This window comes from Streptomyces sp. NPDC007905, assembly GCF_042959345.1.
Taxonomy (GTDB): domain Bacteria; phylum Actinomycetota; class Actinomycetes; order Streptomycetales; family Streptomycetaceae; genus Streptomyces.
On record NZ_JBIBKS010000002.1, the window covers coordinates 438,685 to 457,532 of the forward strand.

Consider the following 18,848-nt stretch of genomic DNA (forward strand, 5'->3'; position numbering starts at 1 on the left):
TTCGTGACGTCGTGGGTTCGGTGGCTCGCCGAACCCACAGCGTCATGAGAGAGAGTGCATCATGAGCCTTCGACTCGCTGACGTCTATCAGGCCTACAGTGGGACCCCGGTGCTCCACGGCCTCAATCTCGATCTCGGCGCCGGAATAACCGGATTGTTGGGGCCGAACGGAGCCGGCAAGTCTACACTGCTGCGTACCATGGCCACTGTTGTTCCGCCGCGCAGCGGTTCGGTCGAGATCTCTGGCGTTCGCGTCGAGGGCGAACGTTCCGCGCGTCGAGTGCGCAGCCGGATCGGCTACCTACCGCAGGATTTCGGGCACGACCCTGGCATGAGGGTCCTGGAATTCGTGGAGTACGCCGCTTGGCTCAGAGGTGTCCCGGCTCGGCAGCAGCGCGATTCGGCGATGCGGGCGTTGGAGCAGGTTGACCTCGCGAGTCATATTCGCACCAAGATGGGAAACCTGTCGGGCGGGCAGCGTCGCAGAGCTGGAATCGCTTGGGCTGTGGTCGGTGACCCTGACGTGATCCTGCTGGACGAACCGACGGTCGGCCTCGACCCTCGGCAGCGTATTCAGTTTCGCGGCATCATCAAGAACTTCTCTCACGCAACGGTCGTGCTGAGTACTCATTTGACGGACGACATAGAGGCTGTGTGTGATCGCGTAGTCGTCCTGAATGACGGAACAATCACTTTCGACGACACCGTTCCTGCCCTCGCCGCGCTGGGGCATGATGGCCTGCCGGGCGAGTCGGCCTTGGAGCGTGCATACATGCACCTCCTGCCCCAGGAGGAGCGAAACCTGTGAAACCGCTGATCCGGCACCTGCGCTTCTCGGGTCTTTTGTGGTGGATAATCCCCCTTGCTCTGCTCGATGTAGCGACACTCTTTCTGCGCACCAGATACTGGATCGGGATCTGGCCCGAAGCCGGTGCGGCCGCCCAGGTGCCCGCCTTTCTGCTGGGAATCGCGGCCTGCGGGGCTTCGGCCTGGATGTCGGGCGCCCGGTCCAGGAACGGGCTGGATGATCAACTGGCTGCAACCGGCAAGCCGTCCGCACTCATAGACCTGTACCGCCTGAGCGCCGTCGTCACCGCCTTCGCTTTCCCTTACCTGTGCGGGGTCGTAGCCGCCTGGTCGGTCACGTGGCCTACGGACCCACCGGGTATTTCCATGTTCTTCGGATACGTGCTTATGGGTGCCTGCGTGATCGTTTTGTCATGCAGTTGGGGTTGGCTTCTGGGTAAGCTGCTCACGGGGCGTTTCGCAGCCATAGCTTCCGTCTTGACGTGGATCATCGCAACCATGGCGTTTCGGTCGGCAACCAACATCTCCGTCATGAGCGGCCCTCCGTGGAAGGAAGTGGATTTCCCCGCCCTGGTGCTGCGCTTCGGCGCTGTGGCGGCGTTTTCTTGCGCCATACTTTTTCTTCCATCGCGCATATCGCCGCGTAAACTGCCGTCTCGCGTGGCATCTCTGGCGAGCATTGCGGCAGGAATAACAGTCGTTCTCGCAATCTCTGGAGTGCCGGCCGTCGTCGACCGTACGGCACCTGAAAGCCTGCCGTGTACGTCTGGTGCCATGAAAATGTGTTACTGGCCGGAGCATGAGAAGTACCTGGGCCTGATGAAAAAGATCGACGCCAGGGCGGCCACCCTCCCGAAGGGATTCTCTCTTCCGGATCGTGTGTACGAGTACGGCACGCGAGAAGAGGTTTTCCACGTCGATGGAGTCACCCACCGGCAGGCTACTGGGGACTTCACCATCATGGAAGGGAATAGATGGTCTTTGGCGTCCAGCATCTCGAGCGTGATCGCCGGCAAGACGTTTTCTTCCTGTGATTGGCAGGCGGCTGCCGCGAAACATGACTCCACTGCCGACGCGGTCGGACACTGGGTCGAGATCTACTTGGCCGGTGGTGGAGATCCCGACTACCGGCTCGAGGGTGCAACTCCAGAATACGTCAAAGCTAGTGAAGAGAGCGCAGCCGAAGCAAAGACCCACTCGAAAGAAGAGCAGTTCGCGTGGGTCCACAAGAAGATGGAAGACTTCCGTGCGCGGTACTGCAGGTAAAAATCACGAGCGTGCGCTTCTAAAGTGGACTCACTCGCTACCGGGATTCTACGGGCCACGGCGTCCCGTGCTCACCTTGGCGATTGCACTTGCGCTTGGGATCGTCACTGCCCTGGTCGGGCATCAGAGCTCACCTATCCCTACCGCAGATGTGCGTGTAGCGCCTCCTGCCGCTTGGCGGATTCTGCTGCTTGGGCCGGCAGTGCTCCCGGTTCTGGCGCTCTACAGTCCGCTGGCAAGCCTCGAGTCCGTATCCACAGAACAGTTCCACAGGGTACGTGCGAGGTTTCTCGTCGTCATGGCGTCGCTGTGCTCCGGGATATTCCTCGCTGCATCCTCCGTCGTACTGCCGCCTTCTCTCGTGGAGCATGTCGCTCGCTCCATCCCGGGTTGGACCGGCATCGCTCTGATATCTGGATGCACGCTCGGCTGGCGGCTGGCTTGGGTTTTGCCCGTGTGTCTGCTGTGTCCAATGCTGTATTGGGGGACGCCTGGCCCTCACGGACAGTATCCCTGGTGGGAGTTCACCGCCCGTCCGACTGGCGATGTCTGTGCGCTCGTCCTCAATGGTGCGCTTCTCGGGATGGGTGTCTTTCTCTCTTGTCTGACGCCTTGGCGGCTCCAGACGCTGAGGAACAAGTTCAGGCTTTAGAGCTTCGCTGGGACTCGGGAGTCCGGCTGGAGTACCGAGCCGCCCCACGACGGACCCGCCTGTGGTCCGGGCAGGCGGGCCTTGCCCTTATGGAGGATCATCGAAGAGGATTCCCCGCGGGGACCGGGGCCCCCGTGCCGGCATCGGCAGGGGCGGACCGCTACCCGGAGTAACACAGGAGACAGCGATGTCCCAACCGGCTCACTCCCCTCACGAGGCCGCTGAGCCCGAGACCCCGCATCTCGACTTCGCCGGCACCACGCCGTACGAGGACTACGTCAAGGCGGACGTGCTCACCCACCTCCAGCACACCCTCTCCGACGATCCCGGAGAGATGGTCTTCCTGGTCACGACCCAGGTCATGGAGCTGTGGTTCACGGTCCTCGTGCACGAGTGGGAGACGGTCGCGAAGGCGCTCCGCTCGGACGACGTCCCGACCGCCGTCGCCGCACTGAAGCGTTCCGTACGGGAACTGGAGGCCCTGAACGCCTCCTGGAAGCCGCTCGGCCAGCTGACCCCGGCACAGTTCAACTCGTACCGCAGCGCCCTCGGCGAGGGCTCCGGTTTCCAGTCGGCGATGTACCGCCGGATGGAGTTCCTGCTCGGCGACAAGTCCGCCTCCATGCTCGTCCCGCACCGCGGCGCCCCGCGCGTCCACGCGGAACTGGAGAAGGCCCTGCACGAGCCGAGCCTGTACGACGAGGTGGTACGGCTTCTCGCGCGCCGCGGCCACGCGATCCCGGAGTCGGTCCTGCACCGGGACGTGGCCCAGCGCTACGAGCACTCGGACGCCGTGGAGGCGGCCTGGCAGGCGGTCTACTCCGGCGATCAGAACGCCGAACTGGCCCGGCTGGGCGAGGCGTTGACCGACGTGGCCGAGCTGGTGTGGCGCTGGCGCAACGACCACCTGGTCGCCACCCGCCGCGCGATGGGCGCGAAGCCCGGCACGGGCGGCTCCGCGGGCGTGGCCTGGCTGGAGAAGCGCGCCCGCAAGAACGTGTTCCCGGAGCTGTGGACGGCGAGGTCCAATGTCTGAGCTCGCTGTTCGCGCGGAGAAGCTGGACGCGGCGGACGAACTGGCCCCGCTGCGCTCCCGCTTCGTCCTCGACGACGTCGACGACGCCGTCTACCTGGACGGAAACTCCCTCGGGGCCCTGCCCGCCAACGTGCCGGACCGGGTGGCGGACGTCGTCCGCAGGCAGTGGGGCGAGCTGCGCATCCGCTCCTGGGAGGAGAGCGGCTGGTGGACGGCGCCCGAGCGGATCGGCGACCGCATCGCCCCGCTGGTTGGCGCGGCTCCGGGCCAGATCGTGGTGGGCGACTCGACGAGCGTCAACGTCTTCAAGGCACTGGTGGCGGCGATCCGCATGGCGGACGCGAGCCGTGACGAGCTCCTGGTCGACGCGACGACGTTCCCCACGGACGGCTACATCGCCGAGTCCGCGGCCCGTCTGACCGGGCGCACCCTGCGCGCGGTGACGCCCGCACAGGTGCCGTCGGCGCTGTCCGACCGCACGGCGGCGGTCCTGCTGAACCACGTCGACTACCGCACCGGGCGTTTGCACGACCTGCCGTCGCTGACGGCCGCGATCCACGCGTCCGGCGCGCTCGCGGTCTGGGACCTGTGCCACAGCGCGGGCGCGCTGCCGGTGGGACTGGACGAGCACGGGGTCGACCTGGCGGTCGGCTGCACCTACAAGTACCTGAACGGCGGCCCGGGTTCGCCGGCGTACCTGTATGTGCGCGAGGAGTTGCAGGACCGCTTCGACTCGCCCCTGCCCGGCTGGAACTCCCACGCCGAACCCTTCGGGATGAGCCCGTCCTACGCCCCGGCACCCGGCGCACCGCGCGGCCGCGTCGGCACTCCGGACATCCTGTCCATGCTGGCCCTCGAGGCGGCCCTGGAGGTCTGGGACGGCGTCCCGGTCGCCGCGGTCCGGGCCAAGTCCCTGGCGCTGACGGACTTCTTCCTGGAGTGCGTCGCGGCGTACACCGAGCCGGGCCGGGTCGAATCCGTGACCCCGGAGCCGCACGAGGAGCGAGGCAGCCAGGTCGCCCTGCGCTGCGCCGACGCGGGCGAGGTGATGAAGCGTCTGATCGACCGCAAAGTGATCGGCGACTTCCGTCACCCGGATGTCCTCCGCTTCGGCTTCACCCCGCTGTACGTCGGCTTCGCCGACGCGGAGCGGGCGGCTCGGGTGCTGGGTGAGGTGCTCGGGTAGCGGATCCGAGGCAGTGGGGGGCGGGGTGCGCCGGCGCCCCGCCCACCCCTGGGCCTTCTCCCCTGAAGCCTTCCGGGCCTTCTCCCCGGGCCTTCTCCCCGGGCCTTCTCCCCGGGCCTTGTCCCCCGGTCTTCTCCCTGGTCCGGGGACGGACTCCCCAGCGAGCCGAATAATCCTCACCCTGCGTGACAACCCCATGTCCTCGCACGTCACCGGCCTGATACCGTCCCGGCCAACGGCCGACGAAGAATTCCCGCCCGGTCCGCCAAACCCTCCCCCAGTGCCGAAAGCCTGGGAGGTACCCCCATCGTCGCTGAGAGGTTGGAGCATGCCGGACGACGCCGCAGCTGCCCGCGCCGCCGCCGAAGAGGAGTCGGCCTTCTCGCACGCGCCGGTCGACCCCGACGCCACCGCCGCCTACGGCGACCACCCCGACCAGGTGATCGACTTCTACGCCCCCCGCACCGACATCCCCGTCGCCCCCCTGGTCGTCGTCCTGCACGGCGGAGCCTGGCGGGCCCCCTACGACCGCCGTCACATCACCCCCTTCGCGGACTACCTGGCCCGCAGAGGCTTCGCCGTGGCCAACGTCGAGTACAGACGAGGCGGCGACCCCCGGATCCCCGCGCGGAACAGCGGAACCGGCGCCGAAGCCCCGGCCCCCCTGGCCGGCCGCTGGCCCGACACCTTCGACGACGTGGCCGCGGCCCTGGACGCCCTGCCCACCCTGGTCCGCGAAGCGCTCCCGCAGGCCGACCCCCGCCGCACGGTGCTCACCGGCCACTCGGCGGGTGGACACCTCGCCCTGTGGGCCGCGGCCCGCCATGTCCTGCCCGCCGACGCCCCCTGGCGCCTCGACCGCGCGTCCGCCTTGCGCGGCGTGGTCGCACTCGCCCCGATCGCGGACTTCGCGGTGGCCGAGAAGCTGGACGTCTGTGGCAACGCGTCCCTGCAACTCCTGGGCGGGCATGACAGTTTCGCGGAGCGGCAGCCGTACGCCGATCCCGCGCTCCTCCTCCCGACGGGCATCGCGACGACGCTGGTCCAGGGTCGTGCCGATCTGGACGTACCGCAGGCGGTGGCCGAGTCGTACGCGGACGCGGCGGCGAAGGCGGGCGAGGTGGTGGGCCTCACGCTGCTGGAGGACGTCGGCCACTTCCCGCTGATCGACCCGGCGGCGGACGCGTGCGCGGTGGTGGCGGAGGAGATCGCCCAGCTCGCCTGGTGACACGCCTGGTTCGCCCCGGGCCGGCGGGACCTGGTGGGTGGCCCCGGTCAAACCCGTAGTACCTGAGAGCTACAGCGCAGGACAGCTCTCTGGTGGGACGCCGTCGACGGCCCCCGATTCCTAACTTCCTTGTCAGGCAAGCCCGATGGCCGGGCGGACTGAGGGGGAGACGACCATGGGGCGCGCACCGACGACGAAAGCCGTACGGAAAGGGCGACGAGCCCTCCTCCCGGCTCTTCTCACCGCCGCCATAGTCGTCCCGCTCGCAGGCGCGGCGCGCCCCGGAATCCCCGCCCCGCCCCCCGCCGCTGTCGCCCCCCTCGCCCCGTCCGCCCTGCCCACCGCGTACGCGGCGAACCGGGCCAATGCCACCGAGGCGGCCCGTATGGCCGCCGCCCACGGCGACGAGCACCGCGCCGCCGCGGACCGCGCCCTGGCCGCACCCTCCCGCCACCTCCTCTCCTTCGACGGCCGGGGCACCGGGCTGGCCACGGAGGTACTCGGCGACCTGACTCACGCCGACCATGTGGCGGTCCTCGTCCCCGGCTCCGACACCTCCCTGGACACCTACGGCCGCTTCCACAGGGCCGCGGCCGCCCTGTACGAAGACCTCACGCACCGCGCCCCCACCGGCACCCGCGTCGCCGTGGTCGCCTGGCTGGGCTACCGGACCCCGGGGACGGTCAGCACCACGGTGACGACCCCGGCCCGCGCCGATCACGCCGCCCCTCATCTGCGCGCCCTGGTACGGCAGTTGCGTGCCCTCGCGCCCGCCCGGGCACGCGTCTCCGTCCTCTGCCACTCCTACGGCTCGGTCGTCTGCGGCCGCGCCGCCGCGGGCCTGGACGCCGACGACATCGCCCTCGTCGGCAGCCCCGGCACGGGCGCCGGCACCGTCGTCGGCCTGCACACCCACGCGCGCGTCTGGGCGGCCCGCGGCAGCGACGACTGGGTGGCACACGTCCCGCACGTCCGCGTCGACCTGCTGTTCACCACCGTCGGCTTCGGCACCGACCCGGTCTCCCGGGTCTTCGGCGCCCGGGTCTTCGACGCGGCCGACGCCGACCACAGCGGCTACTTCGCCCAGGGCTCGGCCTCCCTCGCCAACCTGGCCCGGATCACCCTCGGCGAGACCTCGGAGGTCACCCGTGTCTGAGCCGGCCCCCCGCGCCCCGCGCCGCGCGCTGCACGCGATACGTCAGGGTGCCCGCCGCGTGGACACCGCCACACCGGCATCCCGGGACCGCGCGGTCGACGCGCTGCGCGCCTTGGCGATCCTCGGTGTCGTGCTCGGCCACTGGCTGGTCACGGCCCTGGTCGCGGACGACGGAGCGCTGCACACGGCGAGCCCGTTGCAGCACATGCCGTGGCTGGCCCCGATCTCCTGGGCCTTCCAGACCCTGGCCGTGTTCTTCCTGGTCGGTGGCCATGTGGCGATCCGCAGCCACGCCTCGGCCCGCGCCCGGGGCGTGCCGTACGGCACGTGGCTGCGCACCCGTCTGACCCGCCTGCTCCGGCCGGCCCTCGCCCTCCTCACCCTGTGGACGGTGGCGGCGACGGCCCTGCTGTTGACCGGCACCGCCTTCGACACGCTCCACACCCTCGTCAAACTGGCCCTGTCCCCGCTGTGGTTCCTCCTGGTCTTCGCCGCCCTGACGGCGGCCACGCCCCTGCTCACGCGGCTCAACCCGCTCTGGCCGCTGGCCGTCGTCCTGCACGTGGACGTCCTCCGCTTCGGCCTGCACACCGGCCCCTCCTGGCTGGCCTGGGTGAACCTGGCGGCGGGCTGGCTGGTCCCGTACACCCTGGGCGCCGCCTGGACCCGCGGCGAGCTGGAGACCCGCCGCGCCGCCTGGGTACTGCTCCTGGGCGGTACGACGGCCACGGCCGCGCTCGTGAGGTGGGCGGGCTACCCGGCGTCGATGGTCGGCGTCCCGGGTGCCGCGATCTCCAACCTCAACCCGCCGACCCTGGCGGCCGTGACCTTCGGTCTGGCCCAGTGCGGTCTGGCCCTCCTGTTGCGCGACCGGCTGCGCGGGGCGATGCGCCGCCCGCTCGCCTGGGCGGCCGTGGCCCTGGTGAACCTCTCCGCGATGACGATCTTCCTGTGGCACCAGACGGCCCTGATGGCCACGACGGCCCTCGCCCTCCTGGCCGGCCGCCTCCCCGGGCTGCACACCCTCCCCGACGGCCTGGGCTGGGTGGCGGCCCGGCTCCTCTGGCTCCCGGTGTTCACCGTGGTCCTGGCCCTGTGCTGGACCGCGTTCCGTTCCCGCGAACAGGGCACACACCGCCGTTCGGGCCGCACCGGCCGGAGGCGCTCACGGGTGGTCCGGGTGCACCGGACCGCGGACGGGGAGGCTGCGCGGGTGGGCCGCCGTGTCTAAGGTGGGCCGCGTGACGGAAACGGGGGGCCGCCGGGCGTTCGTGCTGCTCGCGGGCTGGGGCCGGCGCCGGCTGCGGGTGCTGCACGACGACCTGTGGACCGTCAGGCCGGATCCGCTGCCCGCCTCCGTGTGGCTGCGCTGGCTGCCGCACGGCCTGCTGTGCCTGGCCGCGTTCGGGATCACGCTCGGCGGCGTGGCACAACTCCGGGACGGCGGGCATCTCGGTGGCAGCCCGGCCTTCCTGATCGGCCTCGCCCAGGGTGGCGCGGTCGTCCTCGCGCTGTGGCGTCCCCTTGCGGGCTGGTGGCTGTCGATGGCGGCGACCGTGGCGGGAGCCGTCGCGGTCCACGGAGGCCCGGTCAAGACGTCCGGGGAGACGTTCACCTGGCCCTGGACCGCTCCGGGCATCATCGCGCACCTGCTCGTCCTGCTGCTGCTCGCGCTGCGCGTCCGCACCCGGGTGTCGGTCGAGGCGCTGGCCCTGACCGCGCTGCTCACCTACCTCCTGGAGGGGGTGTGGGGCGGGACGGACTACCAGCCGACCGGAGTCGTCGCGGCCGTACTGTCCGCGGTCGTCGTACTGCTCGGCACCGCTCTGCGCGGCCGCCGCGAGGCGCGCGCCGAACTCGTCGAGCAGACCACCCTCACCGCCGAGGAACGGGCCCGCCGCACCCTGCTGGAGGAGCGCAGCCGCATCGCGCGGGAGCTGCACGACGTGGTCGCCCACCACATGTCGGTCATCTCCATCCAGGCGCAGGTGGCCCCGCACCTCGTCGAGGACCCGTCGGAGGAGCTGATCGAGAATCTGGCGGGCATCCGGCAGAACGCGCTGGAGGCGCTCACCGAGCTGCGCCGGGTGCTCGGCGTGCTGCGTTCCGAGAACCCCGAGGACCCGTACGGGCTGGGGGATCCCGGCACCGGAGCGGCCCCGGACGCTCCCCAGCCCACCCTCGACCGGCTCGACGCGCTGATCGAGAACACCCGCGCGGCGGGCCTGGACGTGACCACCGAGGTCACGGGCAGGGCGCGGCCCTACGCTCCGGGGGTGGAGCTGTCGGCGTACCGGATCGTGCAGGAGGCGCTGAGCAACGCCCTGCGGCACGCCCCGGGGTCCCGGGTACGCGTCGAGGTCGCGCACCTGCCGGACGGCCTGCGCCTGGCGGTGACCAACTCCCGGCCGCGGCACCCCGTCCCCCCGTCCCAGGGTGCCGGACACGGCCTGCTCGGCATGCGCGAGCGCGCGACGATGCTCGGCGGCCACGTCACCGCGACCAGAGCCCCGCACGGCGGCTTCACGGTCTCGGCCTTCCTGCCCCGGGACGGCACCCCGCCCACGCTCCCGGCCGACCCGTCCCCGACAGGAGAACAGACCCCATGACGAGCGGCGCCGGCACCATCCGCGTACTCATCGCCGACGACCAGCAGATGGTCCGGCAGGGCTTCACCGTGCTGCTCGACATCAAGCCGGACATCGAGGTGATCGGACAGGCGGTGGACGGCAGGGACGCGATCGCCAAGGTCGGCGAGCTGACCCCGGACGTGGTCCTGATGGACATCCGGATGCCCGAGCTGGGCGGCATCGAGGCGACCCGCCGCATCACCGCCGAACACCCGGGCATCAGGGTCCTGGTCCTGACCACCTTCGACCTGGACGAGTACGTGTACGAGGCGCTGCGGGCGGGCGCCTCCGGCTTCCTGCTCAAGGACGCCTCCGCCGACCAGCTCGCCGAGGCGGTCCGGGTGGTGGCGGCCGGGGACGCATTGCTCGCCCCCGGTATCACCCGTCGGCTGATCGCCGAGTTCTCCCGCCTGGACGGCTCCCCGCGGTCCCCGCTCAAGCAGCGCGTGGGCGAGCTGACCGAACGGGAGACGGAGGTGCTGGCGCTGATCGCGCGGGGCCTGTCGAACGCGGAGATAGCCGGGCGGCTGGTGGTGGCCGAGCAGACCGTGAAGACGCATGTGGGCCGGATCCTGGTGAAGCTGGGGCTCAGGGACCGTACGCAGGCGGCGGTCTTCGCCTACGAGTCGGGGCTGGTGCGACCGTCCGGATACTGACCCCCGGACAGCCGTAGTACCTGAGGAGGACGGCGAAGGACCCTCCTCACTGGTGACGACCGGCTGCCCGTCCCGGCCTACCGTTCTCCACGTGACCGAGACGACCCAGACGCAGTCGATGCCGCCGGGGGGCGGGGCCAAGCCGCGCAGCCCGGAGTTCCGGCTGGCCGCGGACGCCCTGCGCGGGCTGCGGCAGGACCTGTTCCAGAACGTTTTCGCCTTTCGCCCGCTGTCCCGCACGGCCGGTGACGGTCTGCTCGGCCATCTGCTGCCGGGCCGGACGAAGCGGTACGCGGTCTGGGGCCGGCACGTGACGGTGGCGGCCGCCGGTGGGGTGGCGGTGCTCGTCGCCCTGTCGAGCAACTACATGGGCGCCACGTCCGCCGTCCTGTGTGGGCTGCTCGCGCTGGCGCCGGTCCTGCTGACGCTGGTCCGCCCGGTGGGCGCGTTCTGGGTGTCGCTCGCCGCGACCACGGCCACGGCGATCGTCGGCAACTCCTGGGGCAGCTGGCCGTGGCTGCCGAGCAGCTTCGTCTCCCACCTGGTGGTGCTCACCGTCGTGGCGATACGCACCCGGCCGCGCACGGCAGCCTGGATGTGGGTGCTGACCGCGGTGTACGGCTTCTGGGCCGCGGCCGCCTTCGGCGGGGGGCAGTACGACACGGACGTCGGCCCGATGCTGATCCTGTCCGCGCTGATCCTGCTGGCCGTCACCGTCCGGCACATCCGCAGGCAGGCCGAGCAGGAGGTGACCGCCCAGCAGACGGTGACCGCGCACGAGCGCTCGCGGCGCACCCTGCTGGAGGAGCGCACGACGATCGCCCGCGAGCTGCACGACGTGGTCGCCCACCACATGTCGGTGGTCGCCATCCAGGCGGAGGCCGCGCCCTACCGGGTGGAGAACCCGCCGCCGGAGCTGGAGAAGGCGTTCGCCACCATCCGGGAGAACGCGGTGGCGGCGCTGACCGAGCTGCGCCGGGTCCTCGGTGTGGTCCGGGCGGAGGACTACGAGGCCCCGGACGCCCCGCAGCCCACCCTCGCCGACCTGGACGGGCTGCTCGCCAATGTGCGGGAGGCCGGGCTGGACGTGGAGAAGGCGGTGACCGGCGCGGTGCGCGAACTGCCGCAGGGCGTCGAGCTGTCGGCGTACCGGATCGTGCAGGAGGCGCTGAGCAACACGCTGCGGCACGCGCCGGGGGCGGCCGCACGGGTCGAGATCGGGTACGTGCTCGGCGGCCTGGGCCTGCGCGTGGTCAACGGCCCGGCGGCCGCCCCGCACCTGATCAAGCCCTCGCCCGGCGCCGGCCACGGCATCACCGGCATGCGCGAGCGCGTCTCGATGCTGAACGGGGAGATGACGGCGGCCCCGACGGCCGACGGGGGTTACGAGGTGACGGTGTTCCTGCCGGTGTCGGCCGCCACCGCTGCCGAAGGGGACGCATGACCATCCGCGTACTGATCGCGGACGACCAGATGATGGTCCGCGAGGGCTTCTCCGTCCTGCTGAACGCGATGCCGGACATCGAGGTCGTCGGCGAGGCCGTCAACGGACGGGAGGCCGTCGAGCGGGTGCGGGAACTCGCCCCGGACGTGGTGCTGATGGACATCCGCATGCCGGAGCTGAACGGCATCGAGGCGACCCGGGAGATCGTCGCCGCGGACGCGGCGGCGAAGGTGCTGGTGCTGACCACGTTCGACCTGGACGAGTACGTCTACCAGGCGCTGCGGGCGGGGGCCTCCGGGTTCCTGCTGAAGGACGCCTCGGCGCGGCAGCTGGCGGACGGCGTGCGGGTGGTGGCGTCGGGGGAGGCGCTGCTGGCGCCCTCGGTGACCAAGCGGCTGATCACGGAGTTCTCGCGGCTGTCGGAGTCGCCCCGCATGATGCCGTCGGCGCGGGCGGCGTACGGGGAGCTGACGGAGCGGGAGACGGAGGTGCTGGTCCTGATCGCGCAGGGCCTGTCCAACGCGGAGATCGCCGAGCGGCTGGTGGTCGCGGAGTCGACGATCAAGACCCATGTGAGCCGGATCCTGGTGAAGCTGGGCCTGCGGGACCGTACGCAGGCGGCGGTGTTCGCGTACGAGGCGAGGCTGGTCACGCCGGGGTGAGCCGGGCTAGCGTCCGCCCATGGCAGCTGCTTCGGACCTCGCTTTCGACCCGTGGGACCCGGCGTTCCTCGCGGACCCGTACCCGGCCTACGCCGAGTTGCGCGCCCGAGGCCGGGTGATCCGCTACGAGCCGACCGACCAGTGGCTGGTCCCGCACCACGCGGACGTGTCGGCGCTGCTGCGGGACCGCCGGCTCGGCCGCACCTACCAGCACCGGTTCACGCACGAGGACTTCGGCAGGACACCGCCCCCGCCGGAGCACGAGCCGTTCCACACCCTCAACGACCACGGCATGCTCGACCTGGAGCCGCCGGACCACACCCGGATCCGGCGCCTGGTGTCGAAGGCGTTCACGCCGCGCACGGTGGAGGCGCTGAAGCCGTACGTGCGCAACCTGGCGAACGACCTGGTGTCCGCCCTCGTGGCGGCGGGCGGCGGGGACCTGCTGACGGACGTGGCGGAGCCGCTGCCGGTGGCCGTGATCGCCGAGATGCTGGGCATCCCCGAGTCCGACCGGGCCCCGCTCAGGCCCTGGTCGGCGGACATCTGCGGGATGTACGAGCTGAACCCGTCGCAGGAGACGGCGGCGAAGGCGGTCCGGGCGTCGGTGGAGTTCTCGGAGTACCTCCAAGAGCTGATCGCCGCCCGCCGCAAGGAGCCGGGGGAGGACCTGATCTCGGGCCTGATCGCGGCGCACGACGAGGGCGACCGGCTGACGGAGCAGGAGATGATCTCCACGGCCGTCCTGCTGCTGAACGCCGGTCACGAAGCGACGGTCAACGCCACGGTGAACGGCTGGTGGGCGCTGTTCCGCAACCCCGGCCGGCTGGCGGCCCTGCGCGCGGACCACTCCCTGATCCCGTCCGCGATCGAGGAGCTGATGCGTTACGACACCCCGCTCCAGCTCTTCGAGCGCTGGGTCCTGGACGACATCGAGATCGACGGCACGACGATCCCCAGGGGTTCGGAGATCGCCATGCTCTTCGGCTCGGCCAACCACGACCCGGCTGTCTTCGCCGACCCCGAGCGGCTGGACCTGACCCGCACGGACAACCCCCACATCTCCTTCAGCGCGGGCATCCACTACTGCATCGGCGCACCGCTGGCCCGCATCGAACTGGCGGCTTCCATGGCGGCGTTGCTGGAGAAGGCCCCGACACTGAGCCTGGCGGCGGAGCCGGAGCGGAAGCCGAACTTCGTGATCCGCGGGTTGGAGGGGCTGAGCGTCGAGGTGGGGTGATCACCGTTCGGGCGATCAACAGGTCACCGTGTTCCGGGATCCCTCGTCCAAGGGATACGAGTCACACGGGACGAGGCCGTTCGGGGAGAGGCCGGCCATTCCCGCCCCGTTCGACCGCACCCTGGACACCTCCGGCTTCCAGGCGCCCGGCTCAGGCTGAAGGCAGCACAAGCCCCCAGGCCCCCTCCACCACCCGCCACGTCCGCCGCCGTACCGGACCCGACACCGCCGCGTCCGCCCGGTAGCGGAAGTCCGTGCCGACCACGGTCACCGACCGGCCCGAAGCCCGCAGCGGTGTCGCCGCCGCGCCCAGCGACAGCGGTCGTACCTCCACCTCGGCCACCCCGCGGACGCCCGGCGACACCGACACCGCCTCCACGGGCTGGTCCAGGTCCACGATGGTCGCGCCGTCGACCTCCACGCGCAGCCGGGAGGGTCCGGGGGCCGGTACGGCGGCGAGGCGGGTGGGGCGCGGCGCCAGGGTGCGGACCAGGGAGCGGTACCTCGTGCGCAGCCAGGGATGCCCGGAGGTGACGCTCACCGGTTCGGCGGAAACCGCCCGCATCGGCGCCGGCGGAATCCCCAGCGCGCCCAGCACCACCCCGTCGCTGTCGTCCACCAGCAGGTCCAGGCGCCGTTCCGCCCCGTCCAGCACGGCCCGCGCGGCCGCCACCGTACCGGTCGGCACACCGAGGGACTCCGCCAGGACCGCGTCCCCGACCGGCACCACCGACAGCGCACATCCGGCCAGCTCCCGGTGCCGGTGCAGCAGGGTCACCGCGCGGACCAGCGCCCGGTCGTCGCCGACCACGACCGGGCGCCGGGACCCTCGCCGGCCGAGCGCCCGGGCGAATTCCTCGGGCCCCTCCGGCAGACACACCTTGGTGGTCGCACCCGCGCTGAGCACGTCTTTCGCGATTCGTACGGACTCCCCGTCCGTGTACCGCGCCGCCGGATCGATGATCACCAGCAGCTGATCGGACGTCGCGAAGGTCGCCACCTCGGTCCTGCCTCGCTTCCTCGGGTAGCATCTTTGTGCAAGAGCCCCTTGCGCTATTGCGCCAGGGGCTTCGTCTATTCCGGGGCATCCGGTCCGACGGTTGTGCGACCAACGGCGGTCGCGGTGGTACGCGGCGGTGAACCTTACGCCCACGCCCCCGACCTTGGACATGCCCCGCCCGGAAGGGGTGTACGCGCGTGCCCGCACTTGTGCTGCTCGGTGCTCAGTGGGGTGACGAAGGCAAGGGGAAGGCGACCGACCTGCTCGGTGGCTCGGTGGACTATGTAGTGCGTTACCAGGGCGGCAACAACGCCGGCCACACGGTCGTCGTCGGCGACCAGAAGTATGCGCTCCACCTCCTCCCTTCCGGAATCCTCTCCCCCGGCTGTACGCCGGTCATCGGCAACGGTGTCGTCGTCGACCCGTCGGTCCTGCTCTCCGAGCTGAGCGGTCTGAACGAGCGTGGCGTAGACACGTCAAAGCTCCTGATCAGCGGTAACGCGCACGTCATCACGCCGTACAACGTGACCGTCGACAAGGTGACGGAGCGCTTCCTCGGGAAGAGGAAGATCGGTACGACGGGGCGCGGCATCGGTCCGACCTACGCCGACAAGATCAACCGCGTGGGCATCCGGGTCCAGGACCTCTATGACGAGTCGATCCTGACCCAGAAGGTCGAGGCGGCCCTCGACGTCAAGAACCAGATCCTCACCAAGCTCTACAACCGGCGCGCGATCGCCGTCGACCAGGTGGTCGGGGAGCTGCTGGGCTACGCCGAGCAGATCAGGCCGTACGTCGCCGACACCGTCCTGGTCCTCAACCAGGCGCTGGAGGACGACAAGGTCGTGCTCTTCGAGGGCGGCCAGGGCACCCTCCTCGACATCGACCACGGCACGTATCCCTTCGTCACTTCCTCGAACCCGACCGCGGGCGGCGCCTGCACCGGTGCCGGCGTGGGCCCGACGAGGATCGGCCGGGTCATCGGCATCCTGAAGGCCTACACGACCCGCGTCGGCGCCGGCCCCTTCCCGACCGAGCTGTTCGACGAGGACGGCGAGGCGCTGCGCCGGATCGGCGGCGAGCGGGGCGTGACCACCGGCCGTGACCGCCGCTGCGGCTGGTTCGACGCGGTCATCGCCCGTTATGCGACCCGGGTGAACGGCCTGACCGACTTCTTCCTGACCAAGCTGGACGTCCTCACCGGCTGGGAGCAGATCCCGGTCTGTGTGGCGTACGAGATCGACGGCAAGCGAGTGGAGGAACTGCCGTACTCGCAGACCGACTTCCACCACGCGAAGCCGATCTACGAGAACCTGCCGGGCTGGTCCGAGGACATCACGAAGGCGAAGTCCTTCTCCGACCTGCCCAAGAACGCCCAGAACTACGTCAAGGCGCTGGAGGAGATGTCCGGCGCCCCGATCTCGGCGATCGGCGTGGGCCCGGGCCGGGACGAGACGATCGAGATCAACTCGTTCCTGTAGACCGCGGGAACCGCTTCCCGCCGGGTTGCTCCAGCCGCCCGCCGGTCCGCCCCCCGGGGTGTGATCGGCGGGCGGTTTCCCGTGGTGCGAGGTGCACAATCGGAGTATGAGTGTCCACCGGACCGCGCCGTGCCGGGGGCCGTTCGGCGGTGAGGGCGGCCAGGCCGACGGCACGGACTGCTTGGACCCGGCCGTCTTCGAGATCACCCGGTACAAGAGGCCGCCGCTGCGGGTGTGCCCGGTCCATCTGGGACCCTCCCTGCTGATGGCGAGCGGCGTGCTGTGGCCGCCGGAAATCAGGCTCATCGGCCGACCCTGACGTTTCAGCTGCCCGGCCGCCCCTGACGCATCCTTGACCGGGACATGGCTTGTTTCTGGTTTCCGGCAGACCTGACCGGCGCCACGATCTACGCGTGTAGTCCGCACGGCTCACCGTCCACCCGCTCGCACGCGTCGCAGGAGCCTCGTATGCCCGTCAGTCCCATGAACCGCCGGGAGTTCGTGAAGAAGTCGGCCGTCACCGGGGCGGCCGTGGCCGCAGCCGGCGCCGTCTCGGCCGCTCCCGCCCAGGCGGCCGGCCAAAAGCCTCAAAAGGCCCCCCGCACGTGGTCGTTCTCCATCCTCGGCACCACCGACTTGCACAGCCACGTCTTCGACTGGGACTACTACAAGGACGCCGCCTACACCGACAAGGCGGGCAACTCCGTGGGCGTGGCCCGGGTGGCCACCCTCATCAAGCAGCAGCGTGCGGCGAAGGGCGAGGACCGGGTGCTGCTGGTCGACGCCGGCGACATCATCCAGGGCACCTCCCTCGCCTACTACTTCGCCCGTGTCGACCCCATCACGGGCACCGACGGCAAGCGCGGCCCCCAACACCCGATGGCCGTAGCCATGAACCACATGCGCTACGACGCGGCCGCCCTCGGCAACCACGAGTTCAACTACGGCATCGACGTCCTGCGCAAGTTCGAGAGCCAGTGCCGCTTCCCGCTGCTAGGCGCGAATGCCCTGGACGCGAAGACGCTCCGCCCCACCTTCCAGCCGTACACGGTGAAGCGCGTCTGCGTCCCCGGCGCGCCCGACATCAAGGTCGGCATCCTCGGCCTCACCAACCCCGGTATCGCGCTGTGGGACAAGGACAACGTCAGCGGCAGGATGGTCTTCCCGGGCCTGGTCGAGCAGGCGAAGAAGTACGTGCCCCGGCTGCGGGCCCTCGGCTGCGACGTCGTCTTCCTGACCGACCACTCGGGCCTGGACGGCTCCTCGTCCTACGGCGACGAACTCCCCTACGTCGAGAACGCCTCGAACCTGGTCGCCGAGCAGGTGCCGGGCATCGACGCGATCCTGGTCGGCCACACGCATGTGGAAGTTCCGTCCTACACCGTGAAGAACGCCGAGACGGGCGAGGAGGTCCTCCTCTCGGAGCCGTACTGCTGGGGCTACCGCCTGAGCGTCTTCGACTTCGAGCTCGAACTCCACCACGGCCGGTGGAAGGTCACGAGCAAGACGGCGCAGACCCTCAACCCCAACACGGTGGACGAGGACCCGGAGATCAAGAAGCTCCTGGCGGCCGACCACGAGCTGGTCGTGAAGTACGTCAACACGGCGGTCGGCACCTGTACGGAGGACCTCTCGGCGGCGGAGTCCTGCTGGAAGGACGTGCCGATCATGGACTTCATCCACAAGGTCCAGGCGGACACGGTGAAGGCGGGCCTGTCGGCGGCCGACGCGGCGCTCCCGCTGATCTCGGTGGCGGCCCCCTTCAGCCGCACGGCGGACATCCCCCGGGGCAGCGTCACCATCAAGGACATCGCCGGCCTCTACATCTACGACAACACCCTCTACGGCAAGAAGCTGACGGGCGCCCAGCTCAAGGACTACCTGGAGTACGCGGCGAAGTACTACCACCAGGTGCCGACGGGCACGAAGGTCGACACCGCGACCCTCACCAACGCCAACAACTTCTGGGACTACATGTACGACACGGCGGCGGGGGTGTCGTACGACATCGACATCGCCCAGCCGGAGGGCTCCCGGATCAAGAACCTCAGCTACAACGGCGCCCCGGTCGCCCCCGACCAGGTCTTCGTCGTGGCGGTCAACAACTACCGCGCGAACGGCGGTTCCGGGTACCCGCACATCGCCTCGGCACAGATCGCCTACAGCTCGACCAACGAGATCCGCCAGCTGATGATCGACTACGTGACGGCGAAGAAGACCCTCGACCCGGCGGACTTCGCGGCCACCAACTGGAAGCTGACACAGGACGGGACACCGGTGTTCTGACCAGGTCGGCCGGATGGGGCGCTGTGGGGCCGCCCGCTTCTTGGCCAGTGTCGTGCTTCCGCGAGCGCCCTTGACTCGCCGCGCGGAAGCACCACCATGACCGAGGAGCGAGCGGCCC

16 protein-coding genes are annotated in these 18,848 nt (G+C 70.3%); 15 read left to right on the forward strand and 1 reads right to left on the reverse strand.

From position 1 onward, the window contains the following. The first annotated feature begins 61 nt into the window (after window positions 1-61). From ACFZDC_RS05730 to ACFZDC_RS05785, 12 genes are all read left to right on the forward strand, one after another. Window positions 62-808 (forward strand): ATP-binding cassette domain-containing protein, encoded by a 747-nt coding sequence (locus ACFZDC_RS05730; RefSeq protein WP_391320439.1) that lies wholly within the window; start codon window positions 62-64, stop codon window positions 806-808. Beyond that, complete coding sequence (locus ACFZDC_RS05735; protein WP_391320441.1) at window positions 805-2,073, forward strand: hypothetical protein; 1,269 nt, start codon at window positions 805-807, stop codon at window positions 2,071-2,073. Before ACFZDC_RS05730 ends, ACFZDC_RS05735 begins: the two co-directional genes overlap by 4 nt. Before the next feature lie 839 nt (window positions 2,074-2,912). Then, entirely contained in the window at window positions 2,913-3,761 is an 849-nt protein-coding gene (locus tag ACFZDC_RS05740; RefSeq protein WP_391320442.1) for a tryptophan 2,3-dioxygenase family protein, read from the forward strand. Further along, window positions 3,754-4,947 carry a kynureninase gene (gene kynU / locus ACFZDC_RS05745; RefSeq protein ID WP_391320445.1) on the forward strand — a complete coding sequence of 398 codons (1,194 nt, stop codon included), beginning with the start codon at window positions 3,754-3,756 and terminating at the stop codon, window positions 4,945-4,947. The genes ACFZDC_RS05740 and kynU overlap by 8 nt, the downstream gene beginning before the upstream one ends. A gap of 328 nt (window positions 4,948-5,275) precedes the next feature. Continuing rightward, window positions 5,276-6,175, forward strand: coding sequence for an alpha/beta fold hydrolase (locus ACFZDC_RS05750; RefSeq protein WP_391320447.1), 900 nt, complete (start codon window positions 5,276-5,278; stop codon window positions 6,173-6,175). 175 nt (window positions 6,176-6,350) lie between these two features. Continuing rightward, window positions 6,351-7,331 (forward strand): alpha/beta hydrolase, encoded by a 981-nt coding sequence (locus ACFZDC_RS05755; protein WP_391320449.1) that lies wholly within the window; start codon window positions 6,351-6,353, stop codon window positions 7,329-7,331. Next, window positions 7,324-8,562, forward strand: coding sequence for an acyltransferase family protein (locus tag ACFZDC_RS05760; protein WP_391320451.1), 1,239 nt, complete (start codon window positions 7,324-7,326; stop codon window positions 8,560-8,562). The genes ACFZDC_RS05755 and ACFZDC_RS05760 overlap by 8 nt, the downstream gene beginning before the upstream one ends. Further along, window positions 8,555-9,940 carry a histidine kinase gene (locus ACFZDC_RS05765; protein ID WP_391320453.1) on the forward strand — a complete coding sequence of 462 codons (1,386 nt, stop codon included), beginning with the start codon at window positions 8,555-8,557 and terminating at the stop codon, window positions 9,938-9,940. Before ACFZDC_RS05760 ends, ACFZDC_RS05765 begins: the two co-directional genes overlap by 8 nt. After that, window positions 9,937-10,617, forward strand: a complete 681-nt coding sequence (locus tag ACFZDC_RS05770) for a response regulator (protein ID WP_391320455.1) — start codon at window positions 9,937-9,939, stop codon at window positions 10,615-10,617. Before ACFZDC_RS05765 ends, ACFZDC_RS05770 begins: the two co-directional genes overlap by 4 nt. Before the next feature lie 91 nt (window positions 10,618-10,708). Continuing rightward, a complete protein-coding gene (locus ACFZDC_RS05775) occupies window positions 10,709-12,061 on the forward strand; it encodes a histidine kinase (RefSeq protein WP_391320457.1) in 1,353 nt (450 codons plus the stop codon). Then, entirely contained in the window at window positions 12,058-12,723 is a 666-nt protein-coding gene (locus ACFZDC_RS05780) for a response regulator (protein WP_391320459.1), read from the forward strand. Before ACFZDC_RS05775 ends, ACFZDC_RS05780 begins: the two co-directional genes overlap by 4 nt. A 19-nt stretch (window positions 12,724-12,742) precedes the next feature. Continuing rightward, window positions 12,743-13,963 carry a cytochrome P450 gene (locus ACFZDC_RS05785; protein WP_391320461.1) on the forward strand — a complete coding sequence of 407 codons (1,221 nt, stop codon included), beginning with the start codon at window positions 12,743-12,745 and terminating at the stop codon, window positions 13,961-13,963. A gap of 151 nt (window positions 13,964-14,114) precedes the next feature. Here ACFZDC_RS05785 and ACFZDC_RS05790 read toward each other — a convergent pair whose 3' ends face one another. Further along, complete coding sequence (locus ACFZDC_RS05790) at window positions 14,115-14,963, reverse strand: diacylglycerol kinase (RefSeq protein WP_391320463.1); 849 nt, start codon at window positions 14,961-14,963, stop codon at window positions 14,115-14,117. Window positions 14,964-15,160: 197 nt separating this feature from the next. Between ACFZDC_RS05790 and ACFZDC_RS05795 the strand changes: the two genes are divergently transcribed. The 3 genes from ACFZDC_RS05795 (at window position 15,161) to ACFZDC_RS05805 (ending at window position 18,730) form a co-directional block, all read left to right on the forward strand. Beyond that, window positions 15,161-16,444 (forward strand): adenylosuccinate synthase, encoded by a 1,284-nt coding sequence (locus ACFZDC_RS05795; RefSeq protein WP_391320465.1) that lies wholly within the window; start codon window positions 15,161-15,163, stop codon window positions 16,442-16,444. Between the two features lie 106 nt (window positions 16,445-16,550). Beyond that, a complete protein-coding gene (locus ACFZDC_RS05800; protein ID WP_391320467.1) occupies window positions 16,551-16,763 on the forward strand; it encodes a hypothetical protein in 213 nt (70 codons plus the stop codon). A 149-nt stretch (window positions 16,764-16,912) separates the two neighbouring features. Then, window positions 16,913-18,730: a 5'-nucleotidase C-terminal domain-containing protein gene (locus tag ACFZDC_RS05805; protein WP_391320469.1), complete on the forward strand. Its 1,818-nt coding sequence runs from the start codon at window positions 16,913-16,915 to the stop codon at window positions 18,728-18,730. Window positions 18,731-18,848 lie beyond the last annotated feature (118 nt).